Origin of the sequence: Novosphingobium sp. Chol11, from assembly GCF_900218065.1 — a bacterium.
Taxonomy (GTDB): Bacteria; Pseudomonadota; Alphaproteobacteria; order Sphingomonadales; family Sphingomonadaceae; genus Sphingobium; species Sphingobium agri.
On sequence record NZ_OBMU01000001.1, the window covers coordinates 2,380,785 to 2,395,104 of the forward strand.

At 64.2% G+C, this 14,320-nt stretch carries 13 protein-coding genes; 3 read left to right on the top strand and 10 right to left on the bottom strand.

Features of this window, described 5'->3' with window-relative positions; translation table 11 throughout:
- Window positions 1-331 precede the first annotated feature (331 nt).
- From aroC to NCHOL11_RS11875, 4 genes are read right to left on the bottom strand one after another with little or no spacing between them, the layout of a single operon-like run.
- Window positions 332-1,405, bottom strand: coding sequence for a chorismate synthase (gene aroC, locus NCHOL11_RS11860; RefSeq protein WP_097092481.1), 1,074 nt, complete (start codon window positions 1,403-1,405; stop codon window positions 332-334).
- A 22-nt stretch (window positions 1,406-1,427) separates the two neighbouring features.
- Entirely contained in the window at window positions 1,428-2,237 is an 810-nt protein-coding gene (fabI, locus tag NCHOL11_RS11865) for an enoyl-ACP reductase FabI (RefSeq protein ID WP_097092482.1), read from the bottom strand.
- Window positions 2,234-3,205, bottom strand: a complete 972-nt coding sequence (locus NCHOL11_RS11870) for a YihY/virulence factor BrkB family protein (RefSeq protein WP_097092483.1) — start codon at window positions 3,203-3,205, stop codon at window positions 2,234-2,236. The genes fabI and NCHOL11_RS11870 overlap by 4 nt, the downstream gene beginning before the upstream one ends.
- A gap of 15 nt (window positions 3,206-3,220) precedes the next feature.
- On the bottom strand, window positions 3,221-4,147 hold the full coding sequence (locus NCHOL11_RS11875; protein WP_097092484.1) for a DnaJ C-terminal domain-containing protein: 927 nt from the start codon (window positions 4,145-4,147) through the stop codon (window positions 3,221-3,223).
- A 118-nt stretch (window positions 4,148-4,265) separates the two neighbouring features.
- Between NCHOL11_RS11875 and pdxH the strand changes: the two genes are divergently transcribed.
- From pdxH to NCHOL11_RS11890, 3 genes are all read left to right on the top strand, one after another.
- Window positions 4,266-4,841, top strand: coding sequence for a pyridoxamine 5'-phosphate oxidase (gene pdxH, locus NCHOL11_RS11880; RefSeq protein ID WP_097092485.1), 576 nt, complete (start codon window positions 4,266-4,268; stop codon window positions 4,839-4,841).
- 135 nt (window positions 4,842-4,976) lie between these two features.
- Window positions 4,977-6,308: a dicarboxylate/amino acid:cation symporter gene (locus tag NCHOL11_RS11885; protein WP_097092486.1), complete on the top strand. Its 1,332-nt coding sequence runs from the start codon at window positions 4,977-4,979 to the stop codon at window positions 6,306-6,308.
- 166 nt (window positions 6,309-6,474) lie between these two features.
- A complete protein-coding gene (locus NCHOL11_RS11890) occupies window positions 6,475-7,791 on the top strand; it encodes a dicarboxylate/amino acid:cation symporter (RefSeq protein ID WP_255254780.1) in 1,317 nt (438 codons plus the stop codon).
- Here the strand turns inward: NCHOL11_RS11890 and NCHOL11_RS11895 are convergent.
- The 6 genes from NCHOL11_RS11895 to NCHOL11_RS11920 all read right to left on the bottom strand — a co-directional run bounded on the left by NCHOL11_RS11895 (window position 7,754) and on the right by NCHOL11_RS11920 (window position 14,197).
- Window positions 7,754-8,323, bottom strand: coding sequence for an NADPH-dependent FMN reductase (locus NCHOL11_RS11895; protein WP_097092488.1), 570 nt, complete (start codon window positions 8,321-8,323; stop codon window positions 7,754-7,756). The genes NCHOL11_RS11890 and NCHOL11_RS11895 overlap by 38 nt on opposite strands.
- Before the next feature lie 185 nt (window positions 8,324-8,508).
- Window positions 8,509-8,691 carry a hypothetical protein gene (locus NCHOL11_RS11900; RefSeq protein WP_021245469.1) on the bottom strand — a complete coding sequence of 61 codons (183 nt, stop codon included), beginning with the start codon at window positions 8,689-8,691 and terminating at the stop codon, window positions 8,509-8,511.
- A 5-nt stretch (window positions 8,692-8,696) separates the two neighbouring features.
- Entirely contained in the window at window positions 8,697-9,986 is a 1,290-nt protein-coding gene (locus NCHOL11_RS11905; protein WP_097092489.1) for an adenylosuccinate synthase, read from the bottom strand.
- A 131-nt stretch (window positions 9,987-10,117) separates the two neighbouring features.
- Window positions 10,118-11,248, bottom strand: a complete 1,131-nt coding sequence (locus NCHOL11_RS11910) for an ATP phosphoribosyltransferase regulatory subunit (protein WP_097092490.1) — start codon at window positions 11,246-11,248, stop codon at window positions 10,118-10,120.
- Window positions 11,249-11,335: 87 nt separating this feature from the next.
- Window positions 11,336-12,916 carry a phosphoglycerate dehydrogenase gene (serA, locus tag NCHOL11_RS11915; protein WP_097092491.1) on the bottom strand — a complete coding sequence of 527 codons (1,581 nt, stop codon included), beginning with the start codon at window positions 12,914-12,916 and terminating at the stop codon, window positions 11,336-11,338.
- Between the two features lie 120 nt (window positions 12,917-13,036).
- A complete protein-coding gene (locus NCHOL11_RS11920) occupies window positions 13,037-14,197 on the bottom strand; it encodes a phosphoserine transaminase (protein WP_097092492.1) in 1,161 nt (386 codons plus the stop codon).
- Window positions 14,198-14,320: the final 123 nt, after the last annotated feature.

Genomic DNA, 14,320 nt, shown 5'->3' on the forward strand with positions numbered 1-14,320 from the left:
CCTTCGCTGGCATGACGATGAGCAGGGGTGGAGACGATTGCCCGTCAGGCATGTCAAATCGCTGGCGTGGCCGCCGCATTGGGCGATGGAGCCAGCTTTACTGACTTGAGGTACAAACGAAATGGGCCAGCCACATGCATGGCTGGCCCGTGTTCGCGGCTTGAGGGGACGTTTTGACCGTCAGGCCATGCTCTGCATGGTGACGCTCCCCAGGCTTACGCACTGCCGCTCGCCCTCCCGCGGGCGATCGATGGTGCAATGTTAAAGCAGATTTACTGAGTCGTCTCGCCTTTAGATGGCTTTCAACGGGAAATGCGCTCGGTTCAGCCGGTTAGACGCTGCCACATTGCGCGCGGTGGAGCAGTTTCTGGTCGGCCAGCACCAGCGCCATCATGGCTTCCACTACCGGCACGCCGCGAATGCCGACGCAGGGATCGTGACGGCCCTTGGTGATGATGTCCGATGCCTCACCCTCCCGAGTGACGGTTTCCACTGGGATGAGAATCGAGCTGGTCGGCTTGAAGGCGACGCGCAGCTTGACGGGCTGGCCGGTCGAGATGCCTCCCGCGATCCCGCCCGCGTGATTGGCGAGGAAGGCAGGACCATCTTCGCCGGGCCGCATGGGATCGGCATTTTCCTCACCGCGCAGCCGGGCTGCCGCGAAGCCATCGCCGATTTCGACGCCCTTGACCGCGTTGATGCTCATCATGGCGGCGGCCAGTTCGCTGTCGAGCTTGGCATAAAGCGGCGCGCCCCAGCCCGCAGGTACGCCGGAGGCCACGCATTCCACCACGGCCCCCAAGGATGAGCCGTCCTTGCGCGCGTCGTCCACCAGTTGCTCCCAACGCTGTGCAGCTTCCCGGTCAGGGCAGAAGAAGGGATTGTTGCCGATCTCCGCAGCGTCGAACCGGGCGTAGTCGATCGCGTCGCCGCCGATTTCGCTGACATAGGCGAAGATGTCGACTTCCGGCAGCACCAGGCGGGCGACAGCGCCAGCCGCGACGCGGGACGCGGTCTCGCGCGCCGACGAACGGCCGCCGCCGCGATAGTCGCGAAATCCATATTTGGCGTCATAGGCATAGTCGGCATGGCCGGGGCGATACGCCTTGGCGACATCCGAATAATCCTTTGACCGCTGGTCGGTATTTTCGATCATCAGGCTGATCGGCGTGCCCGTGGTGCGGCCTTCGAACACGCCCGACAGGATGCGCACTTCGTCAGGCTCACGGCGCTGGGTCGTGAATTTGGAAGTGCCGGGCTTGCGCTTGTCGAGGAACGGCTGGATGTCGGCTTCGCTCAATGGCAGCCCGGGAGGACAGCCGTCCACGACCGCGCCGATGGCTGGGCCGTGGCTTTCACCCCAGGTGGAAAAGCGGAAGACGCGGCCGAATGTGTTGAAGCTCATGCCCTGCCTTTTGGTCCGCGGATCAGCCCTTGTCGAGTGCGATGTCGGGGGCGTCTTCGGCCTTCATGCCAATGACGTTGTAGCCCGCGTCGACATGGTGAACTTCGCCCGTCACGCCCGACGCGAGGTCGGACAGCAGATAAAGCGCAGCGCCGCCGACATCTTCGATCGTCACGTTGCGGCGGAGCGGGCTGTTCAGTTCGTTCCACTTCATGATGTAGCGGAAGTCGCCGATGCCGCTGGCGGCCAATGTCTTGATGGGCCCGGCCGAGATCGCGTTGACGCGGATATTTTCGGGGCCCAAATCCATCGCCAGATATTTGACGCTGGTTTCCAGCGCCGCCTTGGCAACGCCCATGACGTTATAGTGAGGGATGACCTTTTCCGCGCCATAATAGGAAAGGGTGAGCAGGCTGCCGCCCTCCGCCATCAATTCGCGCGCGCGTTTCGCGACGGCGACGAAGCTGTAGGCCGAGATGTTCATCGTCATCAGGAAATTTTCGAGGCTGGTGTCGACATATTTGCCGCGCAGCTCATTCTTGTCGGAAAAGCCGATCGCGTGCACGACGAAGTCGAGCTTGCCCCAGCGCGCCTTCACCTCGTCGAAAGCCGTGTCGAGCTTTGCCATGTCCGACACGTCGCAATCGAGCAGGAAGTCCGATCCCAGTTCCTGCGCAAGCGGCCGCACGCGCTTTGCCAGCGCTTCGCCCTGATAGGAAAAGGCAAGCTCCGCCCCCTGTGCGCGCAGTGCCTTTGAAATGCCCCATGCAAGCGACTTGTCATTGGCGAGGCCCATGATGAGACCCCGCTTCCCCGCCATCAAGCCCGTCATTCTGATGTCCCGTTCCCTTTGCTGTCTGCGGCGGCCTGCTCCAGTTCCTCTTCGGGAAATTCAGCAAGCGCCGCATTGAGTTCCGCGCCAATTACCACGCCAAGGCCGACGAGGAAGAAAAAAATCAGCGTGATCATCACACCGGCCAAGCTGCCATAGGTGCGATCATAGCCGCCAAGCAGCGAAAGCGTGGGCGGCAGCAGCATGGTGACGCCATACCACCATAATGCCGTGGCAACCGCGCCGGGCCATTTGGGGAAGCGTTTGTCCTTGTAGGCGCTCGGCGTCAGGGAGAAATAAAGATAGTAGAGGGCAAAGCACAGGATCAGCATCGGCAGCACGCGGGTGAGGCTGACGATCTGGATCGCCTGGTCGGCAAAGGGCAGGATCTGGTGCAGGAACTGGTCTATGCCTGTGATGATGATCTGAAGCGAGAAGGCGAACATCACGGCGAAGACGCTGACCAGGGTGATGCCGATGGCGGTCAGGCGGTAATGCCAGAAGGGGCGCGTGCTTTTCGTGCCATAGGCGCGGCGCAGGATGTCGCGGATCGTTTCAATGAGGCTGCCGACCGTCCAGAGGCCCACGAGGCCGCCGAGCCAGAGCAGCGGTCCGGTGCGGGCGTTGAGCACGTCGATGATCGGTTGCTTGACGACGCTCGCCACGCCAGGCGGCACCGTTTCGAGGAATGCGCCCACTGCCGCGAGCCCGTCCTGCGACCGGCCGAAGATGCTGGCAACCGCCGCCGCCACGATGAAGAAGGGGAACAGCGTCATCAGCGAGAGATAGGCAAGGTTGCCCGCATGGATGAAGCCGTCGCTGTAGGTGCCGACGGCCACGCGCTTCATGATTTCGAAGGCATGGCTGCCGGGCCGAACCTTGGCCATGCCCCGGTCGAAGCGGGCACGGGCGTCATGGGCAAGCTTTTTACGACGCGATTCAGGCGAATAGGGTGAAGGCTGCGGCATCCCTCCCCTAACGTCCTAGACGCCGAGATGGGCGCGAACGGCCCGGCTGTCCTGCCAGCCTTCGACGAAGGACTTGAGCGCCGCATCGTCGCCGGGCAAGTCGATGAGCAGACGGACGAGCTGATCACCCCGCTCGCCGCCCTTGTGCGTGAAGCCCTTGCCGCGCAGACGCAGTGTCTTGCCCGAGGTCGTACCAGCCGGGATGCCAAGCATCACGGGGCCGTCGACGGTCGGCACCTTCACCTTGCCACCCTTCACCGCTTCGTCGAGCGAGATGGGAAGATCGAGAAGGACATTGTCGCCATCGCGGGTGAAGAAGGGATGCGGTTTGATTTCGATCGTGACGATCGCGTCCCCCGCCCCGGCCGGGCCTGCCTGGCCCTTGCCCGACAGGCGCATCTGCGTGCCGCTTTCGACGCCCGCGGGGAGCTTCAGGTCAATGGTCTTTCCGTCCTGAAGCGTGATGCGCTGCGGGGCAAGCGTGGCGGCGTCGACGAAGGCGACGGCGAGCCGGTAAGAGACGTTCGCGCCCTTCTGCGGCGGCGCGCCCCGGCCGAAACCGCCAAAGCCGCCGCCGCGCTGGCGCGCGCCGCCACCACCGAACAGTCCTTCGAAGATATCGCCAAAGTCGCCGCCTTCGCTGAACTCGAAGCCGCCGCCCGCGCCGGGGCGGCCGCGAAAGCCGCCACCATTGCCGCCAAAGCCGAACGGCGCGGTCGGATTGCCGTCGCCGTCTATTTCGCCCCGGTCGAAACGGGCGCGCTTGTCCTTGTCCGACAAAAGATCGTAGGCGCTGGTGACGGCCGAGAATTTCTCCGCCGCTTTTGGGTTATCCTGGTTCCGGTCCGGGTGAAGCTCCTTCGCGAGCTTGCGATAGGCCGACTTGATCTCTGCCTCGCTCGCGCCGCGCGCGACGCCAAGTGTGGAGTAGGGATCCGCCATTGCCGATTGTCTATCCTTGTTCGTGAAAGCTGATTTGCAGCATATGTGGCGAAACTGTCACGATCGTTCAAGCGGCGCGACCATCGACATCGGCCAAATCGAGCCCTAGACCAGCGGCATGACCGATCCCTTCACCCTGTTCGACCAATGGTATGGCGAGGCCCGCGAGGCCGAGATCAACGACAGCAACGCGATGGCGGTGGCGACCGCCGACGCGCGCGGGCGGCCTTCGGTGCGGATGGTGCTGCTGAAAGGGCACGGGCCGGACGGCTTTGTCTTCTACACCAATTTCGAAGGACGCAAGGCCGAGGAGTTGCTTGCCAATCCGCATGCGGCCCTGCTGTTCCATTGGAAAAGCCTGCGGCGGCAGATCCGGATCGAGGGGCCGACGGAAACGGTGGAAGAAGCCGCCGCCGACGCCTATTTCGCGACGCGCAGCCGCGACAGCCAACTGGGGGCATGGGCGTCGGATCAATCAAGGCCCCTGCCCTCGCGCGATGTCTTCATGAGCCGCTATGCCGATGCCGTCGCCCGGTTCGAGGGCGGGCCGGTCCCTCGCCCGCCACACTGGTCGGGATTTCGCGTCGTGCCGCAGCGCATCGAGTTCTGGCAAGACCGCGAACATCGCCTGCATGAGCGGCGTTTGTTCGTCCGCGATGGAGAGGGATGGAGCGAGGGGCTGCTATATCCTTGAAACGAACATCCCCCCTCCCCGAGAAGATCAGGGCCTTGCCTTGGGCGAGGAAAGCGGGGCTCCGTTCGTTCAAAAGGTTAGGCGTCCGGGCGGGCGCTTGCTAGATGTGCGGCCAGCACGGCAAAGAGGGACTGCATGCGGAATAGACTGACGGCCTTCATCCTTGCCGGCATGATCCTGGGCGTGGCGACAGGCTTCGCCGCCAATCTGTGGGTCGGCGGCGACAAGGCATTGGCGAAGGACGTCGCGGGCTATTTCCACCTGTTGGCCGACATATTCCTGCACCTGATCAAGATGATTATTGCGCCGCTGGTGTTTTCCACGCTGGTCGCGGGCATCGCCCATATGGGGGACAGCGCGGCGCTGGGGCGGATCGGCGGGCGTGCTCTTGCCTGGTTCATCATCGCGAGCCTGATCTCGCTGACGCTCGGCCTTATCTTCGTCAATTTCTTCGCGCCGGGCGAAGGATTGAACTTGGTTCGATCCGGCGCCGAGTCGGGCGTCAACACCGAAGCGCTCAATTTCAGGGATTTCGTGCTGCACGTGTTCCCCACCTCCATGGTGGGGGCGATGGCGGAAAATTCGATCCTGCAGATCGTCGTCTTTTCCCTGTTCATCGGTGTCGCGCTGACGGCGATCGGAGAGAAGGGCAAGCCGATCATCACCGTCATCGAGGCGATGGTCGAATTGATGCTGCAGGTGACCAGCTATGTGATGCGGGTGGCGCCCCTCGCCGTGTTCGGCGCGCTGGCTTCCGCGATCACGACCGAGGGGCTGGGCGTTCTCAAGACCTTCGGCGAACTGGTCGGCGAATTCTATTTGTCGTTGCTGGCACTATGGCTGCTGCTGTGCTGCGCGGGCGCGATCTTCCTCGGGCGGCGGATGATCAAGCTGCTCAAATATGTGCGCGAGCCACTGCTCCTCGCCTTCTCGACCGCATCGTCCGAAGCGGCCTATCCCAAGATGCTGGAGCAGCTGGACCGCTTCGGGGTTCCGCGTCGGATCTACAGCTTCGTCCTGCCGCTCGGCTATTCCTTCAACCTGGACGGGTCGATGATGTATTCGACCTTCGCCACGATCTTCATAGCACAGGCCTATGGCATCGATCTGCCGATCGCGACGCAGATCACCATCCTGCTGGTGCTGATGGTGACGAGCAAGGGCATCGCCGCCGTACCGCGCGCCTCCCTTGTCGTGGTCGCGGCAACGCTGGGGCAGTTCGACCTTCCGGTCGAGGGAATCGCGTTCATCCTGGCGGTCGACCACTTCATGGACATGGGCCGCACCGCGACCAACGTGCTGGGCAACGCCATCGCAACGTCGGTCATCACCAAATGGGAAGGCATGCTGGAAGTCGAGGAGCCGGACTATGTTCCGCATCCCAAGGCGCCAGCCCATACACCGGCGCACGGTCGTGCCGGGCTGGAGCTGGCGCCGGACATGGTAGAAGAGGACCATCGGCGATGAGCCTTGGAAGGCCGCGCAACTGACGGATTGAGCCACGGGGAGCCTCATCCCCGACCTATGGCAACAGGACGACTTATCGCGCAGCACATCGCCGCAGGGCTGCGCAGCCTGCAACATTACGCTGCGTCAACGGTTCTTAGTGCATGCGCGTCCTGGCAAGCATGAGATGACGATAGCGGGCAGACGAGCCCTGTCACTTCAGTGGCAGATGCTGGCCGGATTCCTGATCGGACTGATCCTGGGGCTGATCGTCCATGCCAGCGCGCCTGAAGCGGCCTGGGTCGATCAAGTCACCACCTATGTCACCGGGCCGATTGGCCAACTGTTCCTGCGACTGCTGTTCATGCTGGTGATCCCGCTGCTCGTGTCCGCTCTGATCGTAGGCATCGCCGAGATGGGCGAGATGCGCACGCTGCGCCGGGTGGGGATCAAGACCCTGCTCTACACGCTGCTGGTATCGAGCATCGCCGTCCTCATCAGCCTGGCCGCCGTCAACATCCTGCGCCCTGGCGACGGGGTCGATCCTGTTCAGGCGCGAGCGATGCTGGACGATGCCGGCGCGGGCGCCCGCGCCATCCTGGCCCGGGGCGGCGAAGCACCTCACGGGATCGACGCCCTGATCGCGATGGTGCCAGACAACATCGTCAAGGCGATGGCGAACAACGACATATTGGCGGTGATGGTCTTTGCCCTTTTCTTCGGCATAGGCCTGGTGCTGGTCCGAACGGAACAGAGCCGCCTGCTGCTATCGGCGATGGAGGGGTTGTTCGAAGTCACCATGCGGCTGATGGGATTGGTCATTCGGCTGGCGCCTATCGCCATCACATGCTTCATGTTCAACCTGGCAGCGCAGTTCGGATGGGAATTGCTGGAGCGGTTGTCCGCCTATGTCGGTGTTGTCGTGCTGGCACTGCTGTTTCAAATGGTCGTGGTCTATTCGCTGCTGCTCGCCATTTTCGCACGACGATCGCCGACCGCCTTTTTCGCAGGGGCGCAGGAGGCGATGGTGATGGCCTTCGCCACAGCATCGTCCAACGCGACGCTGCCCACCGCGATTCGCGTGGCCGAGGAACAACTGGGCCTGCCCCGCCGGATCGCGCGGTTCGTTCTGACGATCGGTGCGACGGCGAACCAAAACGGCACGGCCATGTTCGAGGGGATCACCGTCTTGTTCCTCGCCCAGTTCTTCGGCATCGAACTGGATTTGGCCCAGCAGTTGATGGTCATGCTGGTGTGCATATTGGGCGGGGTAGGAACGGCGGGTGTGCCAGCCGGATCACTGCCCGTGATCGCGTTGATCCTGGGCATGGTGGGCGTGCCGCCAGAGGGGATCGCATTGGTGTTGGGCGTCGATCGCTTGCTCGATATGTGCCGCACTACGCTGAACGTCACCGGCGATCTGGTCGCCGCAGCCGTCATCTCGGCAGGCGAACCGGCAGAAGCGGTCAGCGAGCCGTCTTCGCCGCCTCCGCCCACCAAATGAGACTGTCGGCAAAGCCGTTGAATCCGCGCGCGAGCGCCGCGCCACCATCACCTTGCGGCTGGCCCTGCTCGTCAAGCGTCTGGCCGATCTGGCCGACGCTCAGGCGTTCGGGAATGACCGCCATGCCCATGGCGGAGAGCGTCACCGTCCATGCAGCGTGGCTGTTCACCCCGGCATAGCGGCCAGCCGAATAGCTGGCGATGCCTGCCGGGCGCTTGTCGAACTCCTTGAGATAATGATCGACGAGGTTCTTGAGGCCCGGTTGGACGCCGCGATTATATTCGCCCGCGACGAAGACGAATGCGTCGGCGGCAGTGAGGCGGTCGGCGAGCGCCGCCATGGCAGTGGGCGCTTCGCCGGGCGGATAGTCGCTGTAGCGCTGGTCGAGCATGGGGAGACCGGCGTGCATGGCGTCGATCAGTTCCGCTTCGTGGCCGAGTTGCTGGAATCCGTTGATGAGATAGTCGGCAAGGCGGATGCCCATGCGGCCGCGGCGGTAGGAGCCGTAGAGGACGAGGATGTTGAGAGACATGCGGCCATTGTCGCAGACGGTGGAGGCTGCGTCCAGGGTTTGCAGATGGCCTTCGGCAGCGGTGGGAGGGTGAGGGCTAGCGGGCCACCCTCATCCAACTTCGCCTAGCCAGCACGCTGCAAGGCTGCGTATCCTTCTCCCGACAGCGGGAGAAGGAGCAGGTGCGTCTTGTTCCGTTGGCGGCCTTAACGCAGCTTGGCGATGGAGAGGCCGTCCTGCTTGGCGCGAGCCTTTACCGACTCCTCGCTGCGCGTCAGGGCCTTGGCGATCGCCTTCAGCGCCATGCCCTTCTTCGCCAGCGTATGGAGCTTTTGCAGCTCGTCGGCGGTCCAGGGCTGCTTGTGCCGTTCAAAGCGATCGCCTGCCATGCTACTTAGTCCGCGAAAGGATCACGCACGAGGATGGTGTCCTCACGCTCGGGACTGGTGGAGACGAGCGTGACAGGGCAACCAATCAGCTCTTCGATGCGGCGGATATATTTGATCGCCTGAGCCGGGAGGTCGGCCCAGCTGCGCGCGCCCGCCGTTGTGTCCTGCCAACCTTCGATATCCTCGTAGATCGGCTCCGCCTTCGCCTGGTCCTGCGCATGGGCGGGGAGATAGTCGAAGGTCTGGTCGCCGATCTTGTAGCCGACGCAGATCTTGAGCGTGTCGAAGCCATCGAGGACGTCGAGCTTGGTGAGCGCAATGCCGGTGACGCCCGAGACGGCAACCGACTGGCGCACCAGCACGGCGTCAAACCAGCCGCAGCGGCGCTTGCGCCCCGTCACGGTGCCGAATTCATGGCCGCGTTCGCCAAGGCGCTGGCCGACGTCATTTTCCTGCTCGGTTGGGAAGGGACCGGAGCCGACGCGGGTGGTGTAGGCCTTGACGATGCCGAGCACGAAGCCCGCACCGTTGGGGCCAAGGCCGGTGCCGCTCGCCGCCGTGCCCGCGACCGTGTTGGACGAGGTGACGAAGGGGTAGGTGCCGTGGTCGATGTCGAGGAGCGTCCCCTGCGCGCCTTCGAACAGGATGCGCTGGCCCGCTGCCTTTGCCTTGTTGAGCGTCAGCCAGACGGGCTTTACGAAGGGCAGGATGAACTGGGCGATGTCGCGCAGATCCGCCATCAGCGCGTCGCGATCGATCGGAGCTTCGTTGAAGCCGGCGCGCAGGGCGTCATGGTGGGCGGTCAGGCGGTCAAGCTGAGGACCAAGGTCGTCGAGATGAGCGAGGTCGCAGACGCGGATGGCGCGACGGCCGACCTTGTCCTCATAAGCCGGGCCGATGCCGCGGCGGGTGGTGCCGATCTTGCCCGCGCCCGATGCGTCTTCGCGCAGGCCGTCGAGGTCGCGGTGGAAGGGGAGGATCAGCGGGCAGGTTTCGGCGATCTGCAGGTTTTCGGGGGTGATCTCGACGCCCTGCCCCTTCAGCTTCGCGACTTCATCGCGGAAGTGCCAGGGATCGAGGACTACGCCATTGCCGATGACCGACAACGTGCCGCGCACGATGCCCGAGGGGAGCAGCGAGAGCTTATAGACCTTCTCGCCCACGACCAGCGTGTGGCCGGCATTATGGCCGCCCTGGAAGCGGGCAACGACGTCTGCGCGCTCCGACAGCCAGTCGACGATCTTGCCCTTGCCTTCGTCGCCCCATTGAGCGCCGATCACGGTCACATTTGCCACAGATACAGTCCTCCGCCCGCCGCGCGGACCGGCCATGCCCTTCGACGGGACTCGGCATGCCGGTGGGATAGGATGGGCGCTTCACGCCCTATGCGGGGCGCGCGTTAGCCGTGCGCCATCCTTGGGTCAAGTCAGTAGGTGCGCGGCTCGTCGCCATCCAGCCAATGGCTGCAGCGCAGCGCTTCGCCATTTTCTTGCGCCGTGAGGGCGGCAACGGTCTGCCAGCCATCTGCACGAAGTTGCGCGGCGCGACTTTGGTCGTGGTGGAGGGGAAGAAATAGGCGCTTCGGACTACCCGCGCCGAAACCGGCATCGATCAGGGGATCGGGGTAGAGCGAGAAGCCCATGGCCGGTTCTTCCGATCCGTCCGCACGGGTGATGGCGTAGCTGCCGCCCCGGCCGATCTCTCCAATGAAACCTTCCGCGAAAATGGAGAAGCCGAACCAGTTCTGATATTCGAAACCGTGGCGCTCGGTTGGGTCCAGCGTCAGCGTAATGTCCCAACCGATCGGCTTGGCGATGGCGCGCAGCCCCGCAATGCGGCTGTCGATCGCGCCGCCCAGCTTGGCATTGAGCGCTTCGAGCTTTTCCATGGCAGGGTGGAAAGGGCCGGTCGCTTCCATCAACGGGAGATAGGCGGCGGCGGCGGGGCTGATCGCAGCGAGCGCGCCAGCATCCTTGGCGTCGAGTTCAGCGCGGACCGCTTCTATCTCGTCGCGCGCGAGCGGGAGCGGCCCGGCGGCGAGGCTATCGATCAGGTCCGGCAAAGTGAAATCGATGGTGATGCCGGTTACGCCTGCCGCCTGGAGTGCTTCGATCGCGACGTTCACGATCTCGACCGCTGCGGCGACGCTGTCGCTGCCGATGAGTTCGGCGCCGACCTGCAGCTTTTCGCGTTCCGGGCGGAGCTGGTTCGCCTTGAGGCGGATCACGGGACCGCCGTAGGAAAGGCGGAGCGGCCGGAGCGCGCTGGCGAGGCGCGTGGCGGCGATGCGGCCGACCTGTGCGGTCATGTCGGGGCGAAGCGCCAGGCTGCGCTGCGAGACCGGATCGATCGCACGGACGAGGTCCTGCGCGCGCATGGATTTCAAGCGGCTGACCAGCGTTTCTTCAAATTCGGCGAGAGGAGGCATGACGCGCTCATAGCCGTGCGATGCGACCGTATCGAGCACGCGGCGCGCGAGGCGCGCGGAGGCTTCGGCCTGCGGCGGCAGGCGGTCGGACAGTCCTTCGGGGAGGAGGCCGGGAGGGATCGTGGTCATGCGCTGGCCTTTAGCAAGATCGGCCAGATTATCCAGCCTCCGTTCGGTTCTGGACAAGCTCGAACCGAACGGAGGCTGGAGAGCAGATCAGGCGAACTTGAGCAGCTTCACCGTCTTCACGCCTGCAAGCTTGCAGATGTCGTTCAGCACTTCTTCGCTGACCGCGCCGTCGACCGACAGCAGCAGCACGGCTTCGCCACCCTGGCTGCGACGGCCGAGATGGAAGGTGCCGATGTTGACGCCGGCCTCGCCCAGGGTCGAGCCGAGACGGCCGATGAAGCCGGGCGCGTCCTGGTTGACGATGTAGAGCATATGGCCTTCGAGGTCGGCTTCGACCTTGATGCCGAACAGCTCGACAAGGCGCGGACTGCCATGGCCGAACAGGGTGCCTGCGACCGACTTATCGCCGCCCTCGGTCTTCACCGTGACGCGGACGAGGGTCTGGTAGTCGCCTTCGCGGTCGTGGCGCACTTCGCGCACGTCGAGGCCACGTTCCTTCGCAAGGAAGGGCGCGTTGACCATGTTCACCGTGTCCGAATAGACGCGCATCAGGCCAGCAAGGACGGCCGCCGTGATCGGCTTCTGGTTGAGTTCGGCGGCATGGCCTTCGACCTCGACCGAAACGCCCTGGATGCGGTCGCCTTCCAGCTGGCCGACGAGGCTGCCCAGTTCTTCGGCCAGAGCCATATAGGGCTTGAGCTTGGGCGCTTCTTCAGCGGACAGGCTCGGCACGTTCAGCGCGTTGGTGATGCCGCCGTCGAGCAGATAGTCGCTGAGCTGCTCAGCCACCTGAAGCGCTACGTTTACCTGCGCTTCGTCGGTCGATGCGCCGAGGTGCGGGGTGCAGATGAAGTTGGGCGTGCCGAACAGCGGCGATTCCTTGGCCGGTTCCTGAACGAACACGTCGAGCGCGGCGCCAGCGACATGGCCCGAATCCATGGCTTCCTTGAGTGCGGCTTCATCGACCAGACCGCCACGCGCGCAGTTGATGATTCGCACGCCCTTCTTGGTCTTGGCGAGATTTTCCTTGCTCAGGATGTTGCGGGTCTGATCGGTCAGCGGCGTGTGCAGCGTGATGAAGTCCGCCTTCGCCAGCAGCGTGTCGAGATCGGCCTTCTCCACGCCCATTTCCACGGCGCGTTCGGGGGTGAGGAAGGGATCGAAGGCGACGACCTTCATCTTGAGACCCAGCGCGCGGCTGGCGACGATCGAACCGATATTGCCCGCGCCGATCAGGCCCAGCGTCTTGCCGGTGACTTCGACGCCCATGAAGCCATTTTTCGGCCACAGGCCCTGCTGGGTCTGGGCGTTGGCTTCGGGCAGCTGGCGAGCGAGCGCGAACATCAGCGCGATGGCATGTTCGGCGGTGGTGATGGAGTTGCCGAACGGAGTGTTCATGACGATCACGCCCTTGGCCGAGGCGGCCGGGATGTCGACATTGTCGACGCCGATGCCCGCGCGGCCGATCACCTTGAGGTTGGTCGCGTGGTCGAGAATGTCCTTCGTGACCTTGGTCGAGCTGCGGATGGCGAGGCCGTCATATTGGCCGATGATCGCCTTCAGTTCGTCGGGTGTCTTGCCGGTGATTTCGTCGACCTCGACGCCACGCTCACGGAAGATCGCGGCGGCGCGGGGGTCCATCTTGTCGGAAATAAGTACCTTGGGCATGTAGAATTCCTATGTTTCCTCGTCACCCCGGACTTGATCCGGGGTCCCGCTTATCTGCGGGCGGACATGAAGAAGAAGCGGGACCCCGGCTCAAGGCCGGGGTGACGCGGTTAAGCTAAATCAGCCAGCCTTGGCGGTCGCGTAGGCCCAGTCGAGCCAGGGACCGAGCGCCTCGATATCGGCGGTTTCGACGGTAGCGCCGCACCAGATGCGCAGGCCGGCCGGGGCGTCGCGATAACCCGCGACGTCGTAAGCGGCGCCTTCCTTCTCCAGCAGGCCAGCCATGCTCTTGATGAAGGCTTCGTCAGCGCCCTCGACCGTCAGGCAGACGCTGGTGGTCGAGCGGGTGGCGGGATCGGCGGCGAGATGGCCGAGCCAATCGCGTTCCTCGACGATCTTGTTGAGCGCCGCCGCATTGGCGTTGCTGCGCGCGATCAGGCCCTGAAGGCCGCCCAGCGACTTGCCCCATTCCAGCGCGAAGATCGCGTCTTCGACCGCCAGCATGGAGGGCGTGTTGATCGTCTCGCCCTTGAAGATGCCTTCGGCGAGCTTGCCCTTCGCCATCAGGCGGAAGACCTTCGGCAGCGGCCAGGCGGGGGTGTGGGTTTCAAGGCGCTCGACCGCGCGGGGACCGAGGATCAGCACGCCATGGCCGCCCTCGCCGCCTAGCACCTTCTGCCAGGAGAAGGTGGCGACGTCGATCTTGCTCCAGTCGATCTCGTAGGCGAACACGCCGCTGGTGGCGTCGGCAAAGGTCAGACCTTCGCGGTCGGCGGGGATCCAGTCGGCGTTGGGCACGCGCACGCCCGACGTGGTGCCGTTCCAGGTGAACAGGACGTCGTGAGCGAAGTTCACACCGTTCAGGTCGGGCAGCTGACCATAGTCGGCGCGGATAACCGTCGGGTCGAGCTTCAGCTGCTTGGCGGCGTCCGTCACCCAGCCCTCACCGAAGCTTTCCCAGGCGAGCGTCGTCACCGGACGGGCGCCCAGCATGGTCCACATCGCCATTTCGAAGGCGCCGGTGTCCGAACCGGGCACGATGCCGATGCGGTGCGTCTCGGGCAGGTTCAGCAGCTCGCGCATCAGGTCGATGCAGTAAGCAAGGCGGGTCTTGCCGATCTTGGCACGGTGCGAGCGGCCGAGGGATTCAGCGCTCAGCTTTTCGGCGCTCCAGCCCGGAGGCTTGGCGCAGGGACCGGAGGAGAAATAGGGGCGAGCCGGCTTGGTAGCGGGCTTGGCCGCGGGCGCAATGGTGGCGTCGGCGGCATTCAAATCAGTCATGTACGCTTCTCCTTGCAGAGAGCTCGCGCGGCGTTGGGACCGCGTGGCCCGCTGGCCGCCCTAAAGATCGCGGGCGAAGAGTCAAGCGGCCAATGAGTCAAGACGAAGGGCTGGATGCGATGA

What these genes read in the sequence shown, in the direction of transcription:
- aroC (WP_097092481.1), bottom strand. Translation starts at nt 1,405, where the DNA reads ATGAGCTTCAACACATTCGGCCGCGTCTTCCGCTTTTCCACCTGGGGT.
- fabI (WP_097092482.1), bottom strand. Translation starts at nt 2,237, where the DNA reads ATGACGGGCTTGATGGCGGGGAAGCGGGGTCTCATCATGGGCCTCGCC.
- NCHOL11_RS11870 (WP_097092483.1), bottom strand. Translation starts at nt 3,205, where the DNA reads ATGCCGCAGCCTTCACCCTATTCGCCTGAATCGCGTCGTAAAAAGCTT.
- NCHOL11_RS11875 (WP_097092484.1), bottom strand. Translation starts at nt 4,147, where the DNA reads ATGGCGGATCCCTACTCCACACTTGGCGTCGCGCGCGGCGCGAGCGAG.
- pdxH (WP_097092485.1), top strand. Translation starts at nt 4,266, where the DNA reads ATGACCGATCCCTTCACCCTGTTCGACCAATGGTATGGCGAGGCCCGC.
- NCHOL11_RS11885 (WP_097092486.1), top strand. Translation starts at nt 4,977, where the DNA reads ATGCGGAATAGACTGACGGCCTTCATCCTTGCCGGCATGATCCTGGGC.
- NCHOL11_RS11890 (WP_255254780.1), top strand. Translation starts at nt 6,475, where the DNA reads ATGACGATAGCGGGCAGACGAGCCCTGTCACTTCAGTGGCAGATGCTG.
- NCHOL11_RS11895 (WP_097092488.1), bottom strand. Translation starts at nt 8,323, where the DNA reads ATGTCTCTCAACATCCTCGTCCTCTACGGCTCCTACCGCCGCGGCCGC.
- NCHOL11_RS11900 (WP_021245469.1), bottom strand. Translation starts at nt 8,691, where the DNA reads ATGGCAGGCGATCGCTTTGAACGGCACAAGCAGCCCTGGACCGCCGAC.
- NCHOL11_RS11910 (WP_097092490.1), bottom strand. Translation starts at nt 11,248, where the DNA reads ATGACCACGATCCCTCCCGGCCTCCTCCCCGAAGGACTGTCCGACCGC.
- serA (WP_097092491.1), bottom strand. Translation starts at nt 12,916, where the DNA reads ATGCCCAAGGTACTTATTTCCGACAAGATGGACCCCCGCGCCGCCGCG.
- NCHOL11_RS11920 (WP_097092492.1), bottom strand. Translation starts at nt 14,197, where the DNA reads ATGACTGATTTGAATGCCGCCGACGCCACCATTGCGCCCGCGGCCAAG.